Below are 24,017 nucleotides of genomic sequence, written 5' to 3' on the forward strand. Positions count from 1 at the left end.
GGGACACACTTCGGGGCGGCTTGATCATTCGCAGAACTACTCGATTCTGCGGACCGGATCGTTCGCTGCGAGCCAGGCCCGGACGACCTCCGCCTCCCGCAGGTGCCCGAGGCTCCGGAGCAGGTCTGCCTGCAGGCTCACCACATTGCGAAGCGGCGAAATGAACCGTGCGGGCATGGCTGTCACGAGCTTGCTGTAGATCTCCACCGCGTCCACCGTCGCTCGCAGCGCCTCGGGCATGTCCTGTCGTGCTTCATAACGCACCGATGCCCATGCGGACAGTGAGAGGGCGAGATCGGGTTCGTAGGCGGCCGGGTTGTCCGTTGCCAGCCGACGCCGGATCTCCACCGCCTCCTCGGTGGCGGTCAGGGCTTCCTCCCACCGCCCCACCTCCGACAGCCGGTTGCCGAAGCGGTTCAGTGAGAGGGCGAGGTCGGGGTCGTGGGCGGCTGGGTTGGCCGCCGCCAGCCGACGCCGGATCCCCACCGCCTCCTCGGTGGCGGTCAGGGCTTCCTCCCCCCGCCCCGCCTCCGACAGCCGGTTGCCGAGATTGTTCAGTGAGAGGGCGAGGTCGGGTTCGTGGGCGGCCGGGTTGTCCGTTGCCAGCCGACGCTGGATCCCCACCGCCTCCTCGGTGGCGGTCAGGGCTTCCTCCCCCCGCCCCGCCTCCGACAGCCGGTTGCCGAGATTGTTCAGTGAGAGGGCGAGGTCGGGTTCGTGGGCGGCCGGGTTGTCCGTTGCCAGCCGACGCTGGATCTTGACCGCCTCCTGGGTGGCGGTCAGGGCTTCCTCCCGCCGCCCCACCCACGACAGATGGTTGCCGAGGTTGGACAGCGCGCCGGCGAGGTCGGGTCCGTGGACCGCCGGGTTGTCCGTTGCCAGCCGACGCTGGATCTTGACCGCCTCCTGGGCGGCGGTCAGGGCTTCCTCCCCCCGCCCTACCTCCGACAGGAAGATGCCGAGGTTGGTCAGCAAGTCAGCGAGGGAGGGTTCGTGGGCGGCCGGGTTGTCGGTTGCCAGCCGACGCCGGATCTCTACCGCCTTCTGGGTGGCGGTCAGGGCTTCCTTCCCCCGCCCCGCCTTCCACAGGGAAGCGCCGAGGTTGGTCAGTGAGAGGGCGAGGTCGGGTTCGTGGGCGGCTGGGTTGCCCGCCGTCAGCCGACGCCGGATCTCTACCGCCTCCTGGGCGGCGGTCAGGGCTTCCTCCTGCCGCCCCACCTCCGACAGGAAGACGCCGAGGTTGGTCAGCGAGTTGGCGAGCTCGGGTTCGCGGGCGGGGTCAGTGGAGGTGAGGTCCCGCCAGACCTGCAGGGCCTGTCTGCCGGAGGTGATGGCTTCGTTGCGAAGGCCGGCGTGGAGCTGGCGTGTCGCGAGGTACTGGAGGATGTGGGCGCGTGAGGCGGGGTCGTGGAGGGTGGGTAGGTGGTGGTGTACCAGGCGCGCGGTGATGGCGGCGATGCCGGCGTCGAGGTCGGTGTGCCGGTCTTTGGGGAAGTGGGAGTTGACAGCTCCCAGGACGGTGATGTCAAGGGTGGGCAGGTCGGTCAGGCGGGCCAGGGCGGCGCCGCCAGCGGCCAGGGCAAGGGTGGGGTGACGGCGCAGGAGCGGGTCGAGGTGCTGGGTGGTCAGGTGGGGCCAGCGGTGGGCCGCCTCGATCATGACCGTCAGGGCCTGGCGGGTGTAGGGGGCGGGTCTGCTGTCCTGGTGGTCGGGGGCGAGGAGTGCGGTGGGTGTGGTGATGGTCCAGGGGTCGGTGGCGTGGTATCCGAATTCCTCCTCGTGGCCGGGGAGGCTCAGGGCGAGGTAGTCCTCGCCGAGGCGGTCGGGGGCGAGTGGGTCGAGTACCAGGCCGGGGCCGGTGGGCGGGTAGCAGTAGGTGTGGTCTTCGACCAGTTGCCGGCCGGCGGCCGGGGTGTCGGCAGCACCGGTGCGGGTCAGGGCCGCTGTGGCGTCGGCGGGGGACAGGGCGCCGGTGAGGGTGGCCACATACACGGCCCGGCCCATGGTCTGCTCGGTAGTTTGCAGCGGGCCGCGGCCCTGGTCGTGGAAGGAGCGCCAGTGGTCGCGTTCGCGGTCCAGCAGGTAGGAGGACAGACTCGCCTGACTGCTGCCGGGTGGGGGTGTCTTTCCGCGGCTGGCGGCGTCCACGTCGACCAGAGCACGCATGTGGACGGTCAGGGTCAGGGCGAACACCGGGTCGTGGAGATTGCCGGGTATGCCGATCCTGGCGGGGTGGGTGTGGGCGAAGATCTCGGCGAACCGGTCGCGGGCCGCGACGTACATGCCAGCACGCGCCCCCGGGGTGTCCGGGATTCCTTCGAGCCGGAGGGCATCGACGTCCAGGATGTCGAGCTTCGTGAACTGGTGGGCCAGGCCCTGCCACCAGATACCGGCAGGGCGGGCCAGAAGCAGGATGCGCAGCCGGTCGCGGGCGGCGTCACGGTGCTGTCGTACCAGCGTGATCAGGTCTTCCAGAGGCCAGCGTTCGGCGTAGTCCACGATCATGACCAGGCCCGGGGCCCGCACGGCCAGGCTCTGGTCACCGCCCCCGGCCGAGGCGACCTCGCTGCGGTGACGGGCCAGCGCGACGGCCCATCCTGCCCTGGCTGAGCGTGCGGCGAACTCGGCGGCCAGCCGGGTCTTGCCCGACCCGCCCTCGGCGTGCACCAAGCGCACCGAAAGCCCCGGCGACTCGCCGTCACGCCAAGTCTCCAGTAGCGCTAGTTCCGGCCGGGAGAGGAAGGGAACGACCTGATGGCGGGCCATCAGCAGCCGACTGGGCACCCGTGCCAGCCCCGCGGGCACCGCGGCCGGCACCGTGAGCGGGAAGGGCTCCACCTGATACGGCGGGGTACCGCGGTAGATGTAGTTGTACTGGTCCCCCTGCTGCACGGCATTGACCCGGCCACCACCGGTGGCCGTGATGATCTGCGTGTACACCACGCCGTCGCGGGGGCCCACCGGCGCGTCCACGCTCAGTCCTCCCTCTCCTGACGCGCCGGACCCGCGGGCGGCACGGGGAGCCGGTGACCGGAGTCCATGGAGAAGTTGTACTGGTTCCCGTCCTGCACGGCGTTGACCGTGCCGTGGCCATGGGCGTTGTTGTGCTGGTTGTGCTGCTGCGGCGCCGCCGCCAGTGCTGCCCGCATCCGGTCCGTCTGCGCCGCCAGCTCCTCAGCCGCGTCGGGATACACGGCGAGGAACCTTTCCAGCTCCAGCTGCCACTGCCTGATCAGCAACCTGCGGGCAGCCTCGGCACCCTGACTCGGGACGACCAGAGCCGCACCGTCGTCCAGTTGCGCCTCGATACCGGCATGCAGCTCAGGGCTGCGGCGGCGGACGACCGCCAAGATTCCATCGCGGACGGTGGCCCAGGCGTCCGTGGCCATGGCGGCCACGATCGTCGTCGCACCGGACATGGCCAATGCCGCGATCTCCTGCTGTGTCACGAAAACCCTCCCCAATCCTCAAGACCCGAAATCGGCGGCAGGCAGGCAGGAGACGGATGCGAAGCCGGGACCCTCAGCAGCTGAGCGCACGTCCCCCGAAGAAGCGCCCCGCCGCACCGGCAGCGCGGCCCGCTTCGCGTTCCCGATGGCCCCCGGGCGCCGTCCGGTGCTCGACCAGCCCATCCATGCCTCCCGGCTGCCGCCCCAGCCCCACGGCAACGGATCCTGCCGGACCACGCCGGATCAGGATGGCCGAACCGGCAAACATCACCCATCCGATTGGGGGCCCCGTGACACATTCGTTGCAGTACCCCATGCAAGGGGGGGCGAAGCCGGGGCCGAAGTGACCGATCGTCCCGGGCCTACGACCTGGCCCGATGCTTCCACGACCTCATGACCAACCGCCTCGGCTCCCTCCTACACGACTGGATCGACCAGGCCGAACAGGACGCCCTCGCACCGATGCGCTCGTTCGCCGGATTCCTCCGCCAGGACCTCGACGTCACCGCCGGCCTCACCCTCGAATGGAGCTCCGGCAAGGTCGAAGGCAACGTGAACCGGGTTAAAAACACTCAAAAGAGCCATGTACGGCCGGGCCTCGTTCCGCCTCCTGCGGACCCGAATCCTCACCCGGCCATGAGCTTCACGGAACTCCGGTCACAGCCTTGAAAATTCGAGATCCGCATCAAGGCCGCGGATCTCAGGTTCGTCCGACGTCCGCGACCGCTTTCTCGTTGGTTCCGCCAAACGAGTTGGGCTGTTGTGCCTGAAGAAGTTCGGCTTCCAGGTCGGCGATGCGTTTGTTGCCGAAGCGGAGGTTGGTGCGGGCTCCCTCAAGTCGTTCTTGGAGCGTGCGGTGCTCCTGTGTCACCTGCTGAATGCGGCGCTTGAGGGTGGTGTTCTCGGTGGCGAGCTGCTGGATGGACTCGCCGGGGACCATCTGATCGATGTCGCGGAGTTGGCCCATGAGCTCGCCGATCCGCTGTCTCTGGATCAGGACCTCGTTCTGGGTCCGGGTGAGCTCGGCCTCGGCGTTCAGGGCCCGCTCGCGCCAGGACGCTTCGATCTGCTCGTGTTTTTCGCCGGTGCGCCGGTCGTGGCGGCTCTTGCTGTCAGCGACGGCCTGGTGGACGAGAGCGCGGGCGTCCGCGTTCTCGTAGAGGAACGTCGCGGACACGTCGGCCCGCTCGGCGATCGCCCGCACTGCGACCCGTCCGCGTTCGCGGCGGAGCTGACCGATCGCCTTCTCAACGCGGGTGATCTTGTCCTTGGCCTGTTGACGGCGGGCGGCGATGGCTGCCGCGGTCTGCCTGGGTCCGGAGGTCACTGCGTCCCCTTGTCCTCGCCGCAGGGGGCGAAGGTCTGCAGGTGACGGTCGGTAGTGGTCATGACAGGTCCTCGTGCTCGTCCGTGTCGTACTCGTCGAGGAAGTCGGTGTCGCCGTGGTCCTCGTGCTGGGCGAGTTGGCTGGCGCGGAAGGCGGTGGCCCAGACGCGGCCGAAGTAGTCCTGGGGCCGTCGCAGATCGAGGGCGAGGGCGTCATCGGGGAGGCCGACGGCGGCGAGGGCCTTCTCGAAGCCGTCGATCGCGCGGGCGGTGGGCTCGAAGACCTGGTGAAGGTAGTTGGCGACCTTGAGGTCGGGGGCGCGCTCGGCGAGCATCCGCCACTGCTCGCGCTTGCGGTGCCAGTAAAGGAGGTCGGCGCCGGACATCACGAACTTCTCGCAGTTGTGGCAGTCCATCTGCCAGGGACAGGCGGCGCCCTCGACTACGGCCTGGAAGGTGCAGAAGCCGCGTTCGGCCGGGGTGGATCTGCGGGTGAGGTCGATCATGATCGCCTCGGCCTGCTCGCGGGTCATAGGGTCGCCACCGGACAGGATGACGCCGGGTTCCGGGGCGCCTGGTCCGGTGACCCAGATCGCGTTGAGCGCGTCCTCGAGCCGCTGGTCGGTGTTGGCGAGGTGGACGTAGTGCTCGGCCATGGCCTCGGAGACTTGCCCGAGGTAGCGCTTGACGTGGGTGAGGTTCGCACCGTTCTTGAGCAGGTTCGTGGCCAAGGAGTGGCTTGTGTCCGCAGAGGCCGTGTGCGGGTGATCTCGTGTGGCGATTGAGCAGGCGTGTCGTTGCGGACTACTTTTGCGACGCAGGCAGCCGGCGGTGTTGCATTCCGAGACTGTTGATGTGATGCGGATCACTGTCTGGGCGCTTCGGGACGGGCATGCGTGATCATGACGGCATGGACGCTCGTTTCCTTGGTATCGCTGAGCTGGTCGAAGCCCCGTCCGTGGCGGTCGTAGTCGACGTCATGCGTGCTTTCACGGTGGCTGCCTGGGCCTTTGCCCAGGGGGCGGAAAAGATCGTTCTTGCTGAGTCGCTGGACGAAGCCTTGGCGCTCAAGGCTCGCCACCCGGATTGGGTGGCGCTCAAAGACGGTCCGCCCGCGCCCGGGTTCGACACCGTCAACTCGCCGGGCCTGCTGCGGTTTGTTGACCTTGGCGGACGGGCCGTTGTGCAGAAAACCACGGCAGGGACAGTCGGCGCTCTTGCGGTCAAGGAGGCGTCGCTGGTGCTGTGCGCCAGCTTCGTGGTGGCGGAGGCAACGGCTCGGCTCCTGCGGACACGCGAGTGTGACGGTGTCACGTTCGTGGTCACTGGCGAGGATGGGCAGGCCGATGAAGATCTGGCGTGTGCTCAATACATCGCGCGGAGGACCACTGAGGCGGGGACGGATGCTGCTGAGTTCCTCCGCCGCGCTGGCGAGTCGCGCGCCGCCGGCGAGCTGGCGGAGGGGGTGCGTCAAGGAGTCCATCCTGATGACGTCGCGCTCTGTCTTGAGCTCGACCGGTTCCCCTTTGCCATGGTGGCGACCTTGGAAGACTCGCTCATGGTTCTTCGTCCGTGTGCCGTGCCTTCCCTGACCTATGAGGCTTCGATCTGATCGCTGGTGAGGTCCAACTCTCGCCAGGTTGTAGACCGCGTCTTATGCGGTCCAGGTGGTCCATGTGAGGCGCGTATGCGCAGGTCAGGTCATTGTGGTCCAGGCTCGTCGACGCTGTTGGTGAGACGCCTGTGAGAGGCGACGAACCCCGCCGGCCGGTGCCGACGGGGGTTCTGCGTGTGGCGACGCGTCGCACCATGCGGTGCTCCATGACACGACGAAGCCCCGCCATGCTCGGCGGGGTTTCATCGTGCGAGGGCGAGGCAGCTTCAGCTGTTAGCCCCGTTGTACTCGGGCTCTCCACGGGAGGCATTGCTGACTAGCACGTCGGCGGCTGCTCGGCTCACGCGGCGGCTCGCTGGGGAGTGACGCAGCGTGACTGGGTGATCGACACAGATCCGCAGTGCCGATCCTGGGTGGCACCGTCAGGCTGAGGTGTCCGGGGCGCGGAGGATGACCTTGTTCCGCAGCACCTCACTGTGCCGAGCAGCGCTGTGATCCGACCGGCGTTCCACGTGGGTTGTCGTTGTGTAAGTGACGCGTCGATCTGTGCGGGCACTCCCTTCTTTCGGCTCGCCTTCATCGCCTCTGCCAGGGACCGGGTGTGAGCAGCCAGCACCTCGACGGCCTCGCGTATGTAGCGGTACACGGTCGCGATCCCGATGCCGAACCCGGCAGGGAGCCGGGCATAGGTGTCGCCATACCGCAGATGGGCCAGGGCCAGCAGGGCTTGGCGGCCGGCCGTCAGGGCTCGCCGACCGCAAGCGCCCGGGACGGCCCGCCGCCTTCACCCCGCTGCAGGCCGCGCCGGTCAAGGCGCCGGCCTGCCAGCTTCCCGTCGAGGCTGGCGCGCCGCTTTCGCGCTGGTCGTGCCGGGAACTGGCCCGCAAGGCCGTCGAGCGCGGCATCGTGCCCTTCCTGTCGGCCTCCACCGTGCGCCGCTGGCTCGACCAGGACGCGATCAAACCCTGGCAGCACCGTTCCTGGATTTCATCACCGACCCGGACTTCCGACCAAGGCCGCCCATGTCCTGTACCTGTACGCCCGCACCTGGACGGCGAGCCGCTCGGCGCGGACGAGTACGTGATCAGCGCGGACGAGAAAACCTCTATCCAGGCCCGATGCCGCTGCCACCCCACCCTCGCACCGGGACAGGCCAGGGCGATGCGGGTGAACCACACCTACGGACGCGGCGGCGCGCTGGCCTACCTGGCCGCCCTACGACGTCCACCAAGCCAAGGTGTTCGGCCGCTGCGCGCCAACCACCGGCATCGCCCCGTTCATGACCCTGGTCACCCAGGTCATGAGCCAGGAACCCTACGCGAGCGCGAAACGCGTGTTCTGGATCGTCGACAACGGCTCCTCCCACCGCGGCAAGGCCGCAGCGGACCGGCTGACGGCGGCGTTCCCGAACGCGGTACTGATCCACTCCGGTGCACGCCTCCTGGTTGAACCAGGTGGAGATCTTCTTCTCCGTCGTGCAGCGCAAGGTCGTGACGCCCAACGACTTCATCGACCTGACCCAGGCCAGGGACCGGCTCCGAGCCTTCGAAGACCGCTACAACGCCACGGCACAGCCGTTCCATTGGAAGTTGACCACCTCCGACCTGGACGATCTGCTGGCCAGGCTCGACCGGCACACCGCCGATCGCCCAGAAGAATCCTCGTCCCCGCCCGCCGCGTGATCAACCCCCGAAGGACTTCCGGAGCCGACCACTAAGTCGGACAGCCTGAGTGTGAGTCTGCTTGCCGGCGAGGGCCTGGCCAGCGGGCACAGCCACGGCTCACTGGGCAAGTACCTGAAGCCAAGGCGGATGATGCTGGTTCCGGGTCGTGACCACGTGCTGGGTCGTGACGCCTTCTGTTGCGGTCAGGAGGAGGACGGTCGCCATGGCCGTCATCGCGATGCGCCGGCCGGCCCCTCCAGTTCCGCCAGGTCTCCGTCCGGCACCTTCCCCTCGCTCTTCTCCGTGACTGCCGTGAGCTGCGGGCCGGGACGCCGTGGCCGGACCCAGAGGGCGTGGACGCCCGCGAGGAGTGCCAGCCACACGGCGCCGACGATCAGGGCGACCCGCGTGCTGTCGTGGAAGCCGAGCAGCACCATGATCGCGGCCATGAAGATGATGGCGGCGACCTGGCCGTAGGGCCAGAAGGGGACCGGGAACTTCAGGGACGCCGTCTCCTCGGCGGACATCGTCCTGCGCGCCTTCACGTGGGTGAGGAGGATCATCAGCCACACCCACACGGTGGCGAACGTCGCGATCGAGGAGATGATCAGGAAGATCTCGCCGGGCATGAGGGCATTCAGCAGTACGCCGAACAGCAGGGCCCCGATCATGACGGCGGTGGTCACCCAGGGCACGCCGTTGCGGGTCAGCCGCAGCATGACGGCGGGGCCCTGCCGCCGCTCAGCCAGGCCGAACATCGTGCGGCCCGCGGCGAAGATGTCGCTGTTGATCGCTGACAGAGCGGCGGTGAGCACAACGAGGTTCAGTACGGCCGCGGCGGACTTGAGCCCGATGCCGGTGAAGATCTCGACGAAGGGGCTGCCCGAGGCGTCGATGTCCTGCCACGGGGTGATCGACATGATCACAGCGAGCGTCAGGACGTAGAAGAGCATGATCCGCAGCGGGATGGAGTTGACCGCGCTCGGAATGGTCTTCTCCGGGCGCTCCGCCTCACCGGCTGTGACACCGATGATCTCTGTGCCGCCGAAGGCGAACATGACCACGGCGAAGGACATGATGAACCCGTCGGCGCCGCCTGCGAAGAAGCCGCCATTGCTCCAGAGGTTCGACAGGCCCACGTGGCCGTCGCCGCTGCCGAGGCCGAAGGCGATCACGGCGATGCCTACGAGGATCATCGCCACGATCGCGATGATCTTCACCAGAGAGAGCCAGAACTCGAGTTCGCCGAAGACCTTGACACTCACGAGGTTGAGCGCGCCGATGAGGAGAACGGCGGCCAGCACCCAGATCCACCGCGGCACGTCGGGGAACCAGAAGCCCATGTAGACGCCGACCGCGGTGATGTCCGCCACGCAGACGATGACCATCTCGAAGGCGTACGTCCAGCCGGTGGCGAATCCGGCGAGTGAGCCGAGATGCCTCGTCGCATACTCGCCGAAGGAGCCGGCGCTCGGAGAGGCCACGGCCATCTCGCCGAGGGAACGCAACACGAGGAAGACGGCTGCTCCGCCGATCAGATAGGCCAGGAGGACGGCGGGCCCGCCGGCCCTGATGGACTCGGAGGAGCCGTAGAAGAGCCCCGTTCCGATCGCGGAGCCGAGGGCGATGAAGCGGATGTGCCGGGACCGGAGCCCTCTGTTCAGGCCGGTGGTGTCGGTACGCAAGCGAGTGTCTCCCTCTTCGGGGTGTGCGCCGGGAGGCAGGGCGGAGCGTTGTCTGCCCCGGCCGCGCCGGTGTCGTCCGAGCTCCCGGCTGCGGATGGCAGTCTGTATATTCCTGTCTATACAGGAGCGTCAAGAGGTGGTCCGATGAGTGAACGCGGGTCGACGCCGGGCACGTCGTCGTCATCGAACGCGTCGTCGAGCGCGTCACCGGCCGTCGGCCGGGCCCTGGACATGCTGGTGTACCTTGCCGGGCGCCCCGGACTGGTGCAGGCTGCGACGCTGGCCCGTGACCTGGGGATTCCGCGGTCGTCGGCGTACCACATCCTCGCCGTTCTGGCCGAGCGCGGTTTCGTCACCTACGTACCGGCGGAGCAGGCGTACGGGCTGGGCGTCACATCGTTCGAAGTGGGCTCCGCCTATCTGCGACAGGAGCCACTGGAGCGGCTCGCTCAGCCCATCCTGCGCACCCTCGCGAGCCGCCTCGGTCAGACGGTGCACCTGGGGATCCTGCACGGTGCGGAGACGGTCTACCTGCTCAAGGAACGGCCGCCCGCGGGCCGGACGGGTGACATCGACATCGCCCTCGTCACCGACATCGGCGTCCGTCTGCCGGCCCACCTCACGGCCAATGGGCGTGCCATCCTCGCCCACAGCTCCGAGACGCAGCTTCGGGCGCTGTTTTCCCGGCCGGGCGACTTGACCACCCGCACGGGCAAGGGGCCGCGGACGCTGCCGGGACTGGTCGGCGAGCTGGCCCAGGAGCGTGAACGCGGCTGGTCCCAGGAGGTCGAACTGGTCACCCAGGGGTTCCGTTCGATGGGTGTGGCGGCGTTCGACCACCATGGGCGGCCCGTCGCGGCGATCAGCAGCACCTGGCGCCGCCATCACTGCAAGCATGACGTGGACCAGGTGTGGGACGTCCTGCGGCATGGCGCCGCACGCCTCACCGCGGCCGTTTCGGGCCAAGCGCCCACCACAGGGGCGGGGGCGACGGCCGCCGCGTGAACGTCAGTGTGTGGCGAACGCGCCCTCGAGACGGTAACGGGAGCCGGGGTGCAGCAGCCGGGCGATGCTGACGAGCGCGTCCCGTGACCAGGTGCGGCGGTGGATGAGCAGGCATGGCTCGGTCGGTGCGACGCCGAGGATCGCGCACTCCTCCGGCGACGCCAGCACCGCCTCCACGATGTGCTCGCCCTTGCCCAGCGGCGCCACCTTGGAGAGGAACGTGAACGGCGTCCGCCGGGTGAAGTCCTCCTCCAGATAGCCGGGCGCGAAGGCGGGGTTGACGTAGCGGTCCTCGAGCTGGATCGCCACCCCGTCCTCGTAGTGCACCACCCGCGAGTGGAAGACGGGCTGCCCCTCCCCGAGACCGAGGTGCGCGCCGGTCTTCTCGTCGGCCCTCTCCTCGCGTACGGACAGCACCCGGGCCTCGTAACGGTGGCCGCGGCGGTGTACCTCGTCGGCGATGTTGTGCACCGCGAGCAGCGCGGAGCTGGCCTTCCTCGGGGTGACGAAGCTGCCCACGCCCATGACCCGCCGGATGACGCCCTCGGTGGCCAGCTCACGCAGGGCACGATTGATCGTCATACGGGACAGACCGAGCGCCTCGACGAACTGGCTCTCCGACGGCAGGGCGTCGTCCTCACGCCAGTGGCCGTCCGCGATCTGCTGGGAGACGAGATCCTTGACGCGCTGGTACGCGGGAGCGGGACCGGCCGTCCGCTGCTCGTACAACCGGCCCAGCTCCGCCGGATCCACGGTCAAGCCGCCCACCGTCCTCGTCCTCCGCCCCGCCGCTGCCTCGTACCCGACTCGAATACTAGAGGAGCGGTCCTCCTCACGAAGGGTCCGATGCCACGGACGCAAGGAAGGGTCTCGGATCCGAGAACCACGGATGGTGCCGCTGGCTCCGGGGCCGCCGCTCGCGTGTCATGGCGGGGTAACGGCTCGATCCCCCTGTGAGGAGTGCACATGACCAGCGTTTCCCCCGAAGCACCGGGCGCCGTCCGCGCGCCGCGCGGCACCGAACTGAACTGCCTGGGCTGGCAGCAGGAAGGCGCCCTGCGGATGCTCATGAACAACCTCGACCCCGAGGTCGCCGAGCACCCCGAGAACCTCGTCGTCTACGGCGGCACCGGAAAGGCCGCCCGCAACCGGGAGGCGTACGACGCCATCGTCCGTACGCTGAAGACGCTGAAGGACGACGAGACGCTGCTGGTGCAGTCCGGCAAGCCCGTCGGCGTGATGCGCACCAGCGAGTGGGCACCACGCGTGCTGCTGGCCAACTCCAACCTGGTCGGCGACTGGGCCAACTGGGAGGAGTTCCGGTCGCTGGAGGCCCGGGGGCTCATGATGTACGGGCAGATGACGGCCGGTTCGTGGATCTACATCGGCAGCCAGGGCATCCTGCAGGGCACGTACGAGACCTTCGGCGCCGTCGCCCGCAAGAAGTTCGGCGGCAGCCTGGCCGGCACCATCACCCTCACCGCCGGCCTCGGCGGGATGGGGGGCGCCCAGCCGCTGGCCGTCACCATGAACGACGGCGTGGCCATCTGCGTCGACTGCGACCCGACCCGCATCGAGCGCCGGATCGCCCACCGCTACCTCGACGTCGCCGCCGACGACCTGGACCACGCCCTGCGTCTCGCCGTCGAGGCACGCGACAACCGCAGGCCGCTCTCCATCGGTCTGGCCGGCAACGCCGCCGAGGTCTTCCCCGAGCTGCTGGAGCGGGGCGCGCCCATCGACATCGTCACCGACCAGACGAGCGCCCACGACCCGCTGTCCTACCTTCCCGTCGGCGTGAGCCTGGAGGAGTGGCACGAGCAGGCCCGCAAGGATCCCGCCGACTTCACCGAGCGCGCCCGCGCGTCCATGGCCCGGCACGTCGAGGCGATGGTCGGTTTCCTCGACGCCGGCGCCGAGGTCTTCGACTACGGCAACTCGATCCGCGACGAGGCCCGCAAGGCCGGCTACCAGCGGGCGTTCGACTTCCCCGGCTTCGTGCCGGCTCACATCCGGCCGCTGTTCGAGGAGGGCCTCGGCCCGTTCCGCTGGGCCGCCCTGTCCGGTGACCCCAAGGACATCGAGGCCACCGACAAGGCCATCATGGAGCTCTTCCCGGAGAACGAGCACCTGCACCGCTGGCTGAAGATGGCCGGCGAGCGCGTGGCGTTCGAGGGCCTGCCCGCCCGTATCTGCTGGCTGGGTTACGGCGAGCGGCACCGCGCGGGTCTGCGCTTCAACGAGATGGTCGCCTCCGGCGAGCTGTCCGCCCCCGTCGCCATCGGCCGCGACCACCTCGACTCCGGATCGGTGGCCTCGCCCTACCGCGAGACGGAGTCGATGCTCGACGGCTCCGACGCCATCGCCGACTGGCCGCTGCTCAACGCCCTGGTGAACACCTCCTCCGGGGCCTCCTGGGTCTCCATCCACCACGGCGGCGGTGTCGGCATGGGGCGCTCCATCCACGCCGGCCAGGTCTGCATCGCCGACGGCACCGAGCTCGCGGCCCAAAAGCTCGCCCGCGTCCTGACCAACGACCCGGGCATGGGCGTCATCCGGCACGTCGACGCCGGTTACGAGCACGCCACCTCGGTGGCCAAGGAGCGCGGCGTGCGCATCCCGATGACGGAGACCGAGGGCGACGCAGCGTGAGTGCCGTGAACACGACCCAGGAAGCCCGGCACATCCGCGCAGACGTGCCGGCCGCACCCTGGACCGGACGGGACGACGGCCCCGGCGCCGACAACCTGCGCTGGCACCACGCCGTCCGCCTCGACCCGGCGGAGGCGGCACCGGGGGACGTCGCCTTCGTCGGCTTCCGCAGCGACGAGGGCGTACGCCGGAACAAGGGCCGTCAGGGCGCCGCGAACGGCCCGGACGCCCTGCGCCGCGCCCTGGCTTCGATGGCGCTGCCGAAGCCGCTGCGGGCGCTCGACGCCGGCGACATCGAGGTCGCCGGGGACGGCGAGGACGTCCTGGAAGCGGGGCAGCAGCGCCTGGGACGTGCAGTCGCGGCGCTCGTCGACCGCGGCCACCTCGTGATGGTGCTGGGCGGCGGCCACGAGGTCGCGTACGGCAGCTACAGCGGGCTGGAGCAGACGCGGGCACTGCGCGAGGGCGGCCGTCTGGGGGTGCTGAACCTCGACGCGCACTTCGATCTGCGCGACGACATCCAGCCCAGCTCCGGTACGCCCTTCCTGCAGATGGCGCAGAGCGAAAAGCGGCACGGCAGGGCGCTCAACTACTGGGTGCTGGGCGTCAGTCAGCCGAGCAACACGGAGCGGCTGTTCCGTGCCGCGGACACGCTCGGCGTGCGCTATCTGCCGGACACCGAGTGCGGCCTGCTCGAACTGGCACGCACCGAGAGGTTCGTCGACGAGTTCCTCGCGAGCTGCGACGTCGTGCACCTGAGCATCGATCTCGACGTGCTCCCGGCCGCGGTCGCACCAGGAGTCAGCGCCCCCGCCGCGTACGGCGTGCCCATGGACGTCATCGAGCGCGTCTGCGCGCAGGTGGCGGCGAGCGGCAAGCTCGCGGTCTGTGACATCGCCGAGCTGAACCCGGAGTTCGACGTGGACCAGCGCACGGCACGCGCCGGCGCCCGCCTGATCCACCGCATAGCGACCGCCCGGGCATAACCCCCGCGGGCATGCACCCGGCCCCCCGAACAGGTCGCCAGGCCGTGATGAGCGACGAAAGCCACGGCCTGGCGACCGCGGCTTTCATGACGAGTACGGGCGCCCGGCCCGGCCTGAATGGTCAGCGGCCGGGCCGGTCGGCTCGCTCGGAGAGGGTGACGACGGCCAGGACCCCGTCGACGCTGAAAGAGGCGTAGTCCTCGTCGGAGAGCAGGACGGCGTCGAACCGGCCGAGAGGTACGAAAGCCTGGTGAAGCACGCCCCATCCCTCCAGGACGACTGCGAGGACCCGGGTTCCGGGGGAAGCGCGCACGGATGTGGCCGCGCGTTCGAACCGGACATGTGCCTTCATCCGAGAGCGCCGGACCATCACGTTGAAGTCGACGATCGGCCCGTCGAGCAGTTCGCACCCCGTGGCAGCGTCACCGGAGAAGGAGAACGGCTCGTATGCGGCGTCCATCACGTGCGACACCCCGTCGACCGTCAGGGCCATGCCTGGCCCTTCGACAACGGTGATGATCCTTTCGACGCCCTCGAACGCGGAGAACGGTCCGCCGTGAGCGACATCGGCGACGCTGACCCGCCATGCGAAATCATCCAGCGCTGCCCCCTCCGGGTGGGCGGCAACCTCCGACGTCACGCCCCCGCCGTTCTTCCACGGCGCGGGCGTTCTCTCCTCAGCACGCAGAATCCGCGGTGCCATGTGCTTCCCTTCTGTTCGAATGCCACAAGACCCGTCTCCTGGACCGCCAAGGCCCAGGAGACGGGTCCTCTGTTCCCGTCGCACGCCTAGCGCGCACCGGCGAGTCGTGCCTTCAGCGCCGCGGCGGTGAAGACCCGGTATCCGCTCTCCGGGGCGTATCCGTGGATCTCGCGGGTGTCCAGAGCCGCCATGTAGGCCAGGACGCCCTTGCTGACCACCTGACCCGGCACGAGCACCGGGAAGCCCGGAGGGTAGGGGGTGACGAACGTGGCGGAGACGACCGACCGGCCCTCGGCCATCGCGTCGGTGATCTCCTGAGCGGAGAGGTACTCGCACTCGGTGTCTTCGTAGGCGAGGAAGAACGCCGTGCGCATGTCCCCTTCGGGCGTACGGTCGCTCGGGCGGAAGGCCGGATGGAACTCGCTGAAGTCCGGCAGAGCGGCCGAGCCGCTGCCGAGATCGCTCACCACCCGGTGGTGCGCGGCGCGTTCGAGGGGGCTCATCTCCCCGACGCGCTCCTCCAGATCCTCGGCGATCTTGACGAGCACCTCGATGAGATAGGCGACCGCGCTGCGCGTCGTACCGATGTTGGTCATGAAAAGCAGCGTGTTGCGGGTGGACTTGTTGACCTGTACGCCGTACCTGTCCATCAGGAGCTCGTGCTTGAAGGTGTCTCCGTCCACACCGGTGAGCCCGATGTGCATGGTCGCCCGGGTGGGGTCCAGGACGAACTCGTCCTCCTCCCACGCCCGAGCCATCCGCGCCAGGCCCGTACGCAGCGGCTGCTCGACGCCGGAGGAGCGGAAGCGCCGTGGGATGAGCTCCGGGGTGGTGAGAAAGCGCAGGTACCGACTGAGCAGCGGATGCTGCGCGATGGCGTCCCTGAGCACGCCCGCCTGCTCGAGCTGCTTCTGCACCAGCTCGAAGCCCTCCAGCACCGCCTGTCGGCGGCCGAGGTCCATGGACGCGAGGATCTGGTAGTTGGGCGACGTCGACGTGTGCGTCATGTACGCCTCGTGGAAGGTCTCCGCCGTCTTGTGGCGGAATTCCTGGTCGAAGACGTGAACCATGGAGCCCTGACGCAGGGACGTCAGCGTCTTGTGGGTCGACTGGGTGGCGTACACCCGCACCCGGACCCGCGCCGGGTCGGGCATCAACCGCTGGCCGATGAGCGCCTCGTCGTCCGGGTCGTCGCCGAGTCGCTCCCGGTGCGCAGCGTACTCCTCGGCGTACCGGGCTCCGCGGTAGCGGTCGGCCAGCTCGCGGGCCGCGGCCATCGCGGTGCGGCGGCGGTAGACGGGGTGGAAACGGGCGAAGGCGAACCACGCCTCGTCCCACAGGAATGCCAGGTCCGGCTTGAGGGCCAGACACTCCTCCATCACCCGGGAGGGGTTGTAAACGATTCCGTCGAACGTGCAGTTGGTGAGCATGAGCAGCTTGACGCGGTGGAGTACGCCCTCCCTCTTCAGCATCAGCAGCTTCCGCTTGATCTCTTCCACCGGCACGGCTCCGTACATGCCGTACTCGTCCAGGGGGTAGGCGTCGAGGTAGACGACGTGGGCGCCGGCCAGCACCAGTCCGTAGTGGTGGGACTTGTGGCAGTTGCGGTCCACGAGCACGATGTCGCCGGGCCGCACAAGGGCCTGCACGACGATCTTGTTGGCGGTGGACGTTCCGTTGGTGACGAAGTACGTCTGCCGGGCGCCGAACGCCTTGGCCGCCAGGTCCTGGGACTCCCGCAGCGGGCCGGTGGGCGCCAGGAGGGAGTCCAGACCGCCGGAGGTGGCGGAGGTCTCGGCGAGAAGGATGTTCAGCCCGTAGAAACGGGCCATCTCGGGTATCCAGCGGGAGTTGACCACGGAGGTACCCCGGGAGATGGGCAGCGCGTGAAAGACGCCGGTCGGCCGCCGGCTGTGGGCGCGCAGCGCGGTGAAGAACGGCGCGCGGAAGCGTTCGGCGATGCCGTGCAGGATGGACAGGTGCAGTTCGAGAAGTCCTTCACGGGCGTGGAAGACCCGCTGGAAGCACCGGCTGAGCCGGCCGGCGGTCGTCTCCAGGGACGCCTCGGACACCAGGTAAAGATCCAGCTCGGGACGGAGCGCGAGCAACCGGTCGCCCAGGGCCTGCGCCCGCTCCTCGCTGTGCTGCCCGTTCTCCCCGGGGATGTCGGCGTAGGCGGGGGTTGCGGCGGCGCCTTCGAAGAAGCGCCTCACTACTCGCAGGTCGTGCCGGGACCGGTCGGCGAACCGGTGGCGGATCACGACGGCCTGGAGACTGGAGTTCACGAGTGACGCGATGACCGCGTCCTCGAAACTCGGAGCAACGACGATCTCGTAGACGAACTCGTCCTCTGCGCGACGCAGACGGTGCAGCTGCTTGCGGAGCGCCTCCTCCGCGGCCGCGGTCAGGTCACCGACGACGAGGACCTCGAAGTACGGCCTTGTCGTCGGCCGCAGGGCGGCCGGGTCTCCTGTCGCCTCGTCGTCGAACTCTCCGGGGGCCCCGGGGGGCGCCGGGTGGGCCGTGGAGGCAGCTGCGGGGGATGCGCTGTCGCGGTGACTGTCCTCGCCCAGTGCGCGGTTGAGGTCCTCGGTGCGCCTGGCCAGCCGCTGGTATTCCCCGTTCTCGTACAGCCGGAGAAGCTCCTCGAGGCCGGCCGTACCGGGGAAGGCCCAGCAGTTCTCGATCGGCGCTAGCAGCCGTGACAACTCCTCGAATCGCGCGGCGGCTCGCGGGTACGCGTCCGCGGTTTGGTCCGAGAGCAGGTGGGTGAGGTCCGCCAGGGAGCTCCAGGCGTCGGCGCGCAACTGCCCGACGCTGTTGTGCACACTGGCTGTCGGCAGGTCATGCACCGGAACGAAGCCCTTCGCACGAGCGACCCGCTCTCCGGACCGCCGACACCAGCGGCACACCCGGGCGGTAGGCCAGATGCACGTGGGAGGGTGCGTCCAGGACGACGAGGTCGGCCCGTGCGCCCGGGGAGAGACGGCCGACGTCCGTACGGCGCAGGGCACGCGCACCACCAGCCGTCGCCGCCCACAGTGCCTCGTCGGGCGTCATGCGCATCTCCCGGACGGCCAGTGCGATGCAGAAGGCCATGGAACTCGTGTAGGACGAGCCCGGATTGCAGTTGGGAGAGAGCGCCACAGTGGCGCCCGCATCGAGGAGACGGCGCGCGTCGGGGTAGGGCGACCGGGTGGAGAAGTCCGACCCCGGCAGCAGGGTGGCGACAGTGCCGCCCTGGGCCAGGGCGTCCACGTCGGCGTCGGTGAGGTACGTGCAATGGTCGGCCGAGGCCGCCCCCAGTTCGACGGCGAGTTGGACGCCCGGCCCGTAGGTGAGCTGGTTGGCGTGAACCCGGGGTACGAGGCCGCGGGCCGCGGCCGCGGTGAGGACCGCCCGCGCCTGGTCACCGTCGAAGGCGCCCTGCTCACAGAAGACGTCCGCCCAGCGGGCGTACGGCGCGCACGCGTCCAGCATGGGCCCCGTGACGAGGTCGACGTAGCCGCCCGGATCGTCGGCGAACTCCGACGGCACCAGGTGGGCGCCGAGGTAGGTGACCTCGTCGGTGTAGGCGGCGGCCACGGACACGGCGCGCGCCTCGTCCACCACCGTCAGGCCGTAACCGGACTTGGTCTCCAGGGTCGTGGTGCCCTGCCGGAGCGCCTCACGCACATGACGCTCGACCATCGCGTGCAGATGGTCGTCGCCGGCGGCACGGGTGGCGTCCACGGTGGTCTGGATCCCGCTGGCCGAGTACGGGCGTCCAGACATGCGGGCATTGAACTCTGCCGTGCGATCCCCGGCGAAGACGAGGTGGGAGTGTGAGTCGACGAAGCCGGGGATGACGGCCCGGCCGTCGGCGTCCACGTGCCGGTCGGCGGCCGGGGCGTGGGCCGCGGGGCCGACCCAGGCGATGTCGGGGCCGTCGATGAGGACCGCGGCGCCGGTGAGAAGCCCGAGCGGGCCCTCACCGAGAGCGGGGTCGTTGGTGACCAGCGAGCCGATGTTGGTGACGAGGGTGCTTGGGGGGTGGTGCGGATCCATGCGGATACTCCTGGGTCAGCGTGCAGTCGGCCGTTCCGGCGCGCGCCGGTCCGCCGCAACGGGGAGGACCGCGTGCCGACGCATCCGGCGGAGGGCGGCGGCCCTCCCGGGCCCGCAGGCCCGGGAGGTGTGCGGGACAACGGCTTGGTCAGACCAGCGTGCCGGTGACCGACTCCGCGGCGGCCAACGCGCGGCCGGAAATGACGTACTGGACGGTCGCCTCGATCTCGGGGGCGAGCCAGCGGTCCGTGCCGGGGCCGTCGACCGTCTCGCGCAGCCCGTCGCGTACCGCCGCCGTGGCCGGCGCCGGGGCCAGCGGCGCCCGCAGGTCGAGGGCGCGGGCGGCGGTGTAGAGCTCCACCGCCAGGACGCGGCCGAGTCCGTCGACGGCGCGGCGCAGCTTGCGGGCGGCCGACCAGCCCATCGATACATGGTCCTCCTGCATGGCGCTGGAGGGGATCGAGTCGGTGGAGGCCGGTACGGCGAGCCGCTTGAGCTCGGAGACGATCGCGGCCTGCGTGTACTGCGCGATCATGTGCCCGGAGTCGACACCGGGGTCGTCGGCCAGGAAGGCGGTGAGGCCGCGGTTGCGGGCGGGGTCGAGGAACCGGTCCGTGCGGCGCTCGGAGATCGAGGCGAGGTCGGCGACCGAGATGGCCAGGAAGTCGAGGACGGCGGCGACCGGGGCGCCGTGGAAGTTGCCGTTGCTCTCCACCCGGCCGTCGAGGGTGACGACGGGGTTGTCGACGGCGCTGGCCAGCTCGCGGGAGGCCACCAGCTGCGCGTGGGCGAGGGTGTCGCGGGCCGTGCCGTGGACCTGTGGCGTGCAGCGCAGTGAGTACGCGTCCTGGACGCGGGTGCACTCGGGCCCCTTGTGGCTGGCGACGATCGCCGAGTCGGCGAGCAGCAGGCGCAGGTTGCCGGCGCTGTCTCCCTGGCCCGGGTGCGGGCGCAGCGCCTGCAGGTCGGCGGCGAACACGGCGTCGGTGCCGAGCTGGCCCTCGACGCTCATCGCGGCGGCGATGTCGGCCGTACGCAGCAGACGGCGCAGGTCGTGGGCGGCGAGGACGAGCATGCCGAGCATGCCGTCGGTACCGTTGATGAGGGCGAGGCCCTCCTTCTCCTCCAGAACGACGGGGGTGATGCCCGCGTCGGTGAGCGCCTCGGCGGCGGGCTTGCGCACGCCGTCGGCGGTGCGGACCTCGCCCTCTCCCATGACGGCGAGCGCGCAGTGCGCGAGAGGAGCGAGGTCGCCGGAGCAGCCGAGCGAGCCGTATTCGTGCACGACCGGAGTGATGCCGGCGTTCAGCAGCGCGGCGTACGCCTCCGCGGTCTGCGTCCGTACGCCCGTTCGGCCCGTGGCGAGGGTGGACAGGCGCAGCAGCATCAGCGCGCGGACCACCTCCCGCTCGACCTCGGGACCCGAGCCCGCAGCGTGCGAACGAACCAGACTGCGCTGGAGCTGGGCACGCAGTTCGGTGGGGATGTGGCGGGTGGCCAGGGCGCCGAAGCCGGTGGAAACACCGTAGTGGGGCTTGGCGTCGTCGGCGAGGGCCTGGACGACCTCACGACTACGGGCGATTTCCTTGAGCGCCTCAGGGGCGATGGCCACCGGGGTCCCGATACGGGCAACGGACACGACTTCGTCGGCGGAGAGTGCGCCGACACCAACAACAACGGTCATGCCCCTATGAAGCCGCAGGTCGGTGTGGGTCTGCGAGAGGAGATGGACCGGTACTGTCTGGTATCTCAGACATTATTGTCTGAGATACCAGACAGTTGGTTTACGACTTCACTGGTCTACGCTCAGACCATGAGTATCGTTCCGGCCGCTGCCCAGGTGCTGGCCGTGCTGCGCTATCTGGCGCGGCAGGCCGCACCCGTGCCCGCAGCTGCCATCAGCCGTGACGTGGGGCTGCCCCGCTCGACGACGTACCACCTGCTCGACACGCTGGCCGCGGACGGTTTCGTCGTCCACCTGCCCGAGGAACGGCGCTACGGCCTGGGAGTCAGCGCCTTCGAACTGGCCTCCGGGTACGAGCGGCAGGCGCCGTTCCAGCGGCTGGCCCGGGCGCCGCTGGCCAGCCTCGTGGACCGTACCGGGTACAACGCGAACCTCGCCGTACTGCACGGTCGTGAGGTCATCTACGTCATCGAGGAGCGCGCCCCGGGCCGGTCACCGCTCGTCAGCGAGGTGGGCGTGCGACTGCCGGCGCACCTGACTGCCAGTGGCCGGGCGGTGCTGGCACTGCTGCCGCCCGCGCAGGTGCGGGCCATCTTTCCGGACCGGTCGGCGTTCGTGCAGCGACACGGCGTCGGTCCCGCGTCGCTGACGGCACTGCGAGCCCTGCTGACCCAGGTGCGCCGCCGAGGCTACGCGACGGAGGAGGGGGAGGTCACTCCTGGCCTCTCCTCCGTCGCCGCGCCCGTGCTGGACCACCACGCCCACCCGATCGCCGGGGTGTCCGTCACCTTCCCCGGTGAGTCGTCCAACGAGATGGATCGCCACCGGATCGCGGGTCATGTGGCGCAAACGGCGCTGGAGCTGACCCGCCGGGTGGGAGGCGTCACCTCGGCGCGGCACTGACGAATCCCCCTGGGACGCCCCGTTGTGGCGCGTGCGTTCGACATCGTGTCCTTCAACCGGTTCGCCGCCACCCTCTACTCGTCCATCCGCGCCACTGATCGGTGAGGCGGCGTGGAGTGACCTGAACGTCACGGTGCACCGGCCCGCCGGGGCACTGCGGGCCGCGGCGCCCCGCAGTTGTGCGGCCCGGACGTCAACCGCGTACGTGAGCACGGCGGCTGAGCGCCACTTCTCGCGCAAGCCCGAGCCGTTCCGGATTATCCGGCCGATATCAACCAGACTGGAGGGATGAAGCAAGGCACCGCGCACACCGAGGATGACGAGGACCTCAAGGCCAAGGGCCTCAGCCGGAACAGCGTCGGCCTACTCGGTGGCACGGTGATCGGTATCTCCACCGTCGCTCCCGCCTACAGCCTCACCGCCACCCTCGGACCGACCGTCAGCGAGGCCGGGCTGCGGATGCCCGGCATCTTCCTGGCCGGGTTCGTGCCGATGCTGCTGGTGGCCTTCGCCTACCGCGAGCTCAACAAGGTGCTGCCCGACTGCGGCACCTCCTTCGCCTGGTCGGTCAAGGCATTCGGGCCGATGACCGGCTGGATGTGCGGCTGGGGCCTCCTGATGGCGTCCATCGTGGTGCTCTCCAACCTGGCCGGGGTGGCCACGGAGTTCTTCTACCTCTTCCTTGGGGAGGTGGCCGGCAGCCCCGATGTCACCGAACTCAACGACAACAAGGCCGTCCACATCCTCACCACCCTCGCCTTCATCACCATCGCCACCTGGATCAGCTACCGCGGCATCACCCTCACCGAGTGGCTGCAGTCCGTACTGGTCGGCTTGCAACTGGTCGTACTCGCCCTGTTCATCGTCATGGCGATCTCCACATCCGGCGAGGCCGAGGGATCGCTCAACTTCTCCTGGTCGTGGCTTGACCCGTTCGGCGTCGAGTCCTTCACCGCCTTCACCGCCGGCGTCACCCTGTCGATCTTCATCTACTGGGGCTGGGACACCTGTCTCACCGTCAACGAGGAGAGCATCGGCAGTGAGCGGACGCCCGGCCACGCCGCACTGCTCTCCATCGTCGTCATCGTCTGCACCTACCTGCTCGTCGCTATCGCCGCCCAGATGTACGCGGGCATCGGGACCAAGGGCACCGGCCTGGGCAATCCGGACACCGCCGACAACGTCTTCGCCGCGCTCGCCTATCCGGTCATGGGCTCCGGCCTCGGCGTGCTGCTCTTCGTCGCGGTCCTGACCAGCGCCGCCGCCAGCCTGCAGACCACCTTCATCCCGGTGGCCCGCACCGCCCTGGCGATGAGCGCCTACAAGGCCCTGCCGACCAGGTTCGCCGCCGTCCATCCGCGCTTCAAAACCCCCGCCCGCGCCACCGTTGCGGCGGCCGCCGTCACCGCCGGAGAGCTCTTACCTGGACCCTCGGGGGTTCCGGCAGCGCCCGACGTGTCGTGGCGAGAGTGACAGGAGCCGCAGGGTTCGCCCCGGCGATGTGAGATTTCGTGATACATGAGAGGGTCTGGCGGGTGAGTGAGACACCGACGAAAACCCTGCAATACCGCTTTGACGGGCCAGAAGACGCCCCAGTCCTGATCCTGGGTCCCTCACTGGGTACCACATGGCATAGGTCGTAGGATCCCTCCACGACCGTCCACACAGTCCATACAGTGCGGATACTGCACGGTGCGCGGCGCTCGGTCTGCCTCGCTCCGCAGAGACTGTGACACCTCGTGACACGACGAAGCCCCGGCCGGGAGGCACCATCGAGCCGGGGCTTCGTCGTGTTTGCGCACTACCGAGGCTTCGCCAAGTCGTGCCAGTTGCGGGGTACTCCCGGGCCACTGCCGGCACAACTACACGGCGCCGTCCTGATCAAGGCCGCCAAGTGTCCTCGGTGGAGGCGCTGACCGGCCCGGTGCTGTACTCGGGCTCCCCGCTTTCGAGCACACGAAGCAGGGAGGACGACATGACGCCTGAGCAGGCGTTGCGGTCCTCGGCCGCCCCGGAGGGCGACCGCCTCGGGCGTCCTGCTCGTCTTCGTCGAGGCGGGCGCGGAGGTTGCGACCCTCGGCCACCCTGAAGGGCGACCGCCATGCCGAGCACGATGCGCCGCAGGTGCGGCAGCTCGGTGCTGCGATTCTCGGCCGCCCCGGAGGGCGACCGCCATTGGTGCATGGTGCGTGGAACGCCCGTCCTCACTCGTTGCGATCCTCGACCGTCCCAAGGGCGACCGCCATAGGATGCGCCGAAACTAGCCGCGGTGGTGCTGTACGCGTTGCGATCCTCGGC

The 24,017-nt window shown here is 69.4% G+C and carries 18 protein-coding genes and 3 pseudogenes; 10 read left to right on the forward strand and 11 right to left on the reverse strand.

Annotated elements, in window-relative coordinates; all coding sequences use genetic code 11:
- Positions 1 to 36: 36 nt before the first annotated feature.
- Together J7E93_RS38010 and J7E93_RS08165 are read right to left on the reverse strand one after the other, a co-directional pair.
- On the reverse strand, positions 37 to 2,973 hold the full coding sequence (locus tag J7E93_RS38010; RefSeq protein WP_215066898.1) for a tetratricopeptide repeat protein: 2,937 nt from the start codon (positions 2,971 to 2,973) through the stop codon (positions 37 to 39).
- 2 nt (positions 2,974 to 2,975) lie between these two features.
- Entirely contained in the window at positions 2,976 to 3,449 is a 474-nt protein-coding gene (locus tag J7E93_RS08165; RefSeq protein WP_215066900.1) for a hypothetical protein, read from the reverse strand.
- Between the two features lie 393 nt (positions 3,450 to 3,842).
- Here J7E93_RS08165 and J7E93_RS36865 point away from each other — a divergent pair, with 393 nt between their 5' ends.
- Positions 3,843 to 4,118 (forward strand): hypothetical protein, encoded by a 276-nt coding sequence (locus J7E93_RS36865; RefSeq protein ID WP_374105362.1) that lies wholly within the window; start codon positions 3,843 to 3,845, stop codon positions 4,116 to 4,118.
- A 31-nt stretch (positions 4,119 to 4,149) separates the two neighbouring features.
- On the opposite strand, the gene J7E93_RS08175 is transcribed toward J7E93_RS36865, so the two are convergent.
- Both J7E93_RS08175 and J7E93_RS08180 read right to left on the reverse strand, forming a co-directional pair.
- Complete coding sequence (locus tag J7E93_RS08175; RefSeq protein WP_215066902.1) at positions 4,150 to 4,776, reverse strand: DUF6262 family protein; 627 nt, start codon at positions 4,774 to 4,776, stop codon at positions 4,150 to 4,152.
- Between the two features lie 58 nt (positions 4,777 to 4,834).
- On the reverse strand, positions 4,835 to 5,506 hold the full coding sequence (locus J7E93_RS08180) for a hypothetical protein (RefSeq protein WP_215066904.1): 672 nt from the start codon (positions 5,504 to 5,506) through the stop codon (positions 4,835 to 4,837).
- A gap of 179 nt (positions 5,507 to 5,685) precedes the next feature.
- Between J7E93_RS08180 and J7E93_RS08185 the strand changes: the two genes are divergently transcribed.
- Complete coding sequence (locus J7E93_RS08185; RefSeq protein ID WP_215066906.1) at positions 5,686 to 6,387, forward strand: 2-phosphosulfolactate phosphatase; 702 nt, start codon at positions 5,686 to 5,688, stop codon at positions 6,385 to 6,387.
- 562 nt (positions 6,388 to 6,949) lie between these two features.
- Here the strand turns inward: J7E93_RS08185 and J7E93_RS08190 are convergent.
- Positions 6,950 to 7,141: pseudogene (locus J7E93_RS08190) on the reverse strand (transposase family protein); the annotation flags it as partial.
- A 41-nt stretch (positions 7,142 to 7,182) separates the two neighbouring features.
- Here J7E93_RS08190 and J7E93_RS08195 point away from each other — a divergent pair.
- A complete protein-coding gene (locus tag J7E93_RS08195; protein ID WP_251066238.1) occupies positions 7,183 to 7,839 on the forward strand; it encodes a hypothetical protein in 657 nt (218 codons plus the stop codon).
- Positions 7,836 to 8,072 (forward strand): hypothetical protein, encoded by a 237-nt coding sequence (locus tag J7E93_RS36870; protein ID WP_251066230.1) that lies wholly within the window; start codon positions 7,836 to 7,838, stop codon positions 8,070 to 8,072. Before J7E93_RS08195 ends, J7E93_RS36870 begins: the two co-directional genes overlap by 4 nt.
- Positions 8,073 to 8,284: 212 nt before the next feature.
- Here J7E93_RS36870 and J7E93_RS08200 read toward each other — a convergent pair whose 3' ends face one another.
- Positions 8,285 to 9,739: an amino acid permease gene (locus J7E93_RS08200; protein WP_215066908.1), complete on the reverse strand. Its 1,455-nt coding sequence runs from the start codon at positions 9,737 to 9,739 to the stop codon at positions 8,285 to 8,287.
- Positions 9,740 to 9,883: 144 nt separating this feature from the next.
- Between J7E93_RS08200 and J7E93_RS08205 the strand changes: the two genes are divergently transcribed.
- Positions 9,884 to 10,744, forward strand: coding sequence for an IclR family transcriptional regulator (locus tag J7E93_RS08205; protein WP_215066910.1), 861 nt, complete (start codon positions 9,884 to 9,886; stop codon positions 10,742 to 10,744).
- A 3-nt stretch (positions 10,745 to 10,747) separates the two neighbouring features.
- Here the strand turns inward: J7E93_RS08205 and hutC are convergent, their stop codons facing one another.
- Complete coding sequence (hutC, locus tag J7E93_RS08210) at positions 10,748 to 11,497, reverse strand: histidine utilization repressor (RefSeq protein WP_308368081.1); 750 nt, start codon at positions 11,495 to 11,497, stop codon at positions 10,748 to 10,750.
- A 213-nt stretch (positions 11,498 to 11,710) separates the two neighbouring features.
- Between hutC and hutU the strand changes: the two genes are divergently transcribed.
- Both hutU and hutG read left to right on the forward strand, forming a co-directional pair.
- Entirely contained in the window at positions 11,711 to 13,396 is a 1,686-nt protein-coding gene (hutU, locus tag J7E93_RS08215) for a urocanate hydratase (RefSeq protein WP_215066914.1), read from the forward strand.
- Between the two features lie 5 nt (positions 13,397 to 13,401).
- Entirely contained in the window at positions 13,402 to 14,382 is a 981-nt protein-coding gene (gene hutG / locus J7E93_RS08220; protein ID WP_308368067.1) for a formimidoylglutamase, read from the forward strand.
- A gap of 121 nt (positions 14,383 to 14,503) precedes the next feature.
- Here the strand turns inward: hutG and J7E93_RS08225 are convergent, their stop codons facing one another.
- The 4 genes from J7E93_RS08225 to hutH all read right to left on the reverse strand — a co-directional run bounded on the left by J7E93_RS08225 (position 14,504) and on the right by hutH (position 20,816).
- Positions 14,504 to 15,085, reverse strand: coding sequence for a HutD family protein (locus tag J7E93_RS08225; protein ID WP_215066916.1), 582 nt, complete (start codon positions 15,083 to 15,085; stop codon positions 14,504 to 14,506).
- A gap of 86 nt (positions 15,086 to 15,171) precedes the next feature.
- Complete coding sequence (locus tag J7E93_RS08230; protein WP_215066918.1) at positions 15,172 to 17,937, reverse strand: aminotransferase class I/II-fold pyridoxal phosphate-dependent enzyme; 2,766 nt, start codon at positions 17,935 to 17,937, stop codon at positions 15,172 to 15,174.
- Positions 17,930 to 19,132, reverse strand: coding sequence for an imidazolonepropionase (gene hutI, locus J7E93_RS08235; RefSeq protein ID WP_215066920.1), 1,203 nt, complete (start codon positions 19,130 to 19,132; stop codon positions 17,930 to 17,932). Before hutI ends, J7E93_RS08230 begins: the two co-directional genes overlap by 8 nt.
- 148 nt (positions 19,133 to 19,280) lie before the next feature.
- Positions 19,281 to 20,816: a histidine ammonia-lyase gene (gene hutH, locus J7E93_RS08240; protein WP_215066922.1), complete on the reverse strand. Its 1,536-nt coding sequence runs from the start codon at positions 20,814 to 20,816 to the stop codon at positions 19,281 to 19,283.
- A gap of 129 nt (positions 20,817 to 20,945) precedes the next feature.
- Between hutH and J7E93_RS08245 the strand changes: the two genes are divergently transcribed.
- From J7E93_RS08245 to J7E93_RS36875, 3 genes and pseudogenes are all read left to right on the forward strand, one after another.
- Positions 20,946 to 21,719: an IclR family transcriptional regulator gene (locus J7E93_RS08245; protein WP_215066924.1), complete on the forward strand. Its 774-nt coding sequence runs from the start codon at positions 20,946 to 20,948 to the stop codon at positions 21,717 to 21,719.
- A 288-nt stretch (positions 21,720 to 22,007) separates the two neighbouring features.
- A pseudogene (locus J7E93_RS08250) lies at positions 22,008 to 23,126 on the forward strand (APC family permease); the annotation flags it as partial.
- Between the two features lie 128 nt (positions 23,127 to 23,254).
- Positions 23,255 to 23,353: pseudogene (locus tag J7E93_RS36875) on the forward strand (3-oxoadipate enol-lactone hydrolase); the annotation flags it as partial.
- Between the last annotated feature and the right edge of the window lie 664 nt (positions 23,354 to 24,017).

Source organism: Streptomyces sp. ISL-36, assembly GCF_018614205.1.
In the GTDB taxonomy this organism is placed as follows: Bacteria; Actinomycetota; Actinomycetes; order Streptomycetales; family Streptomycetaceae; genus Streptomyces.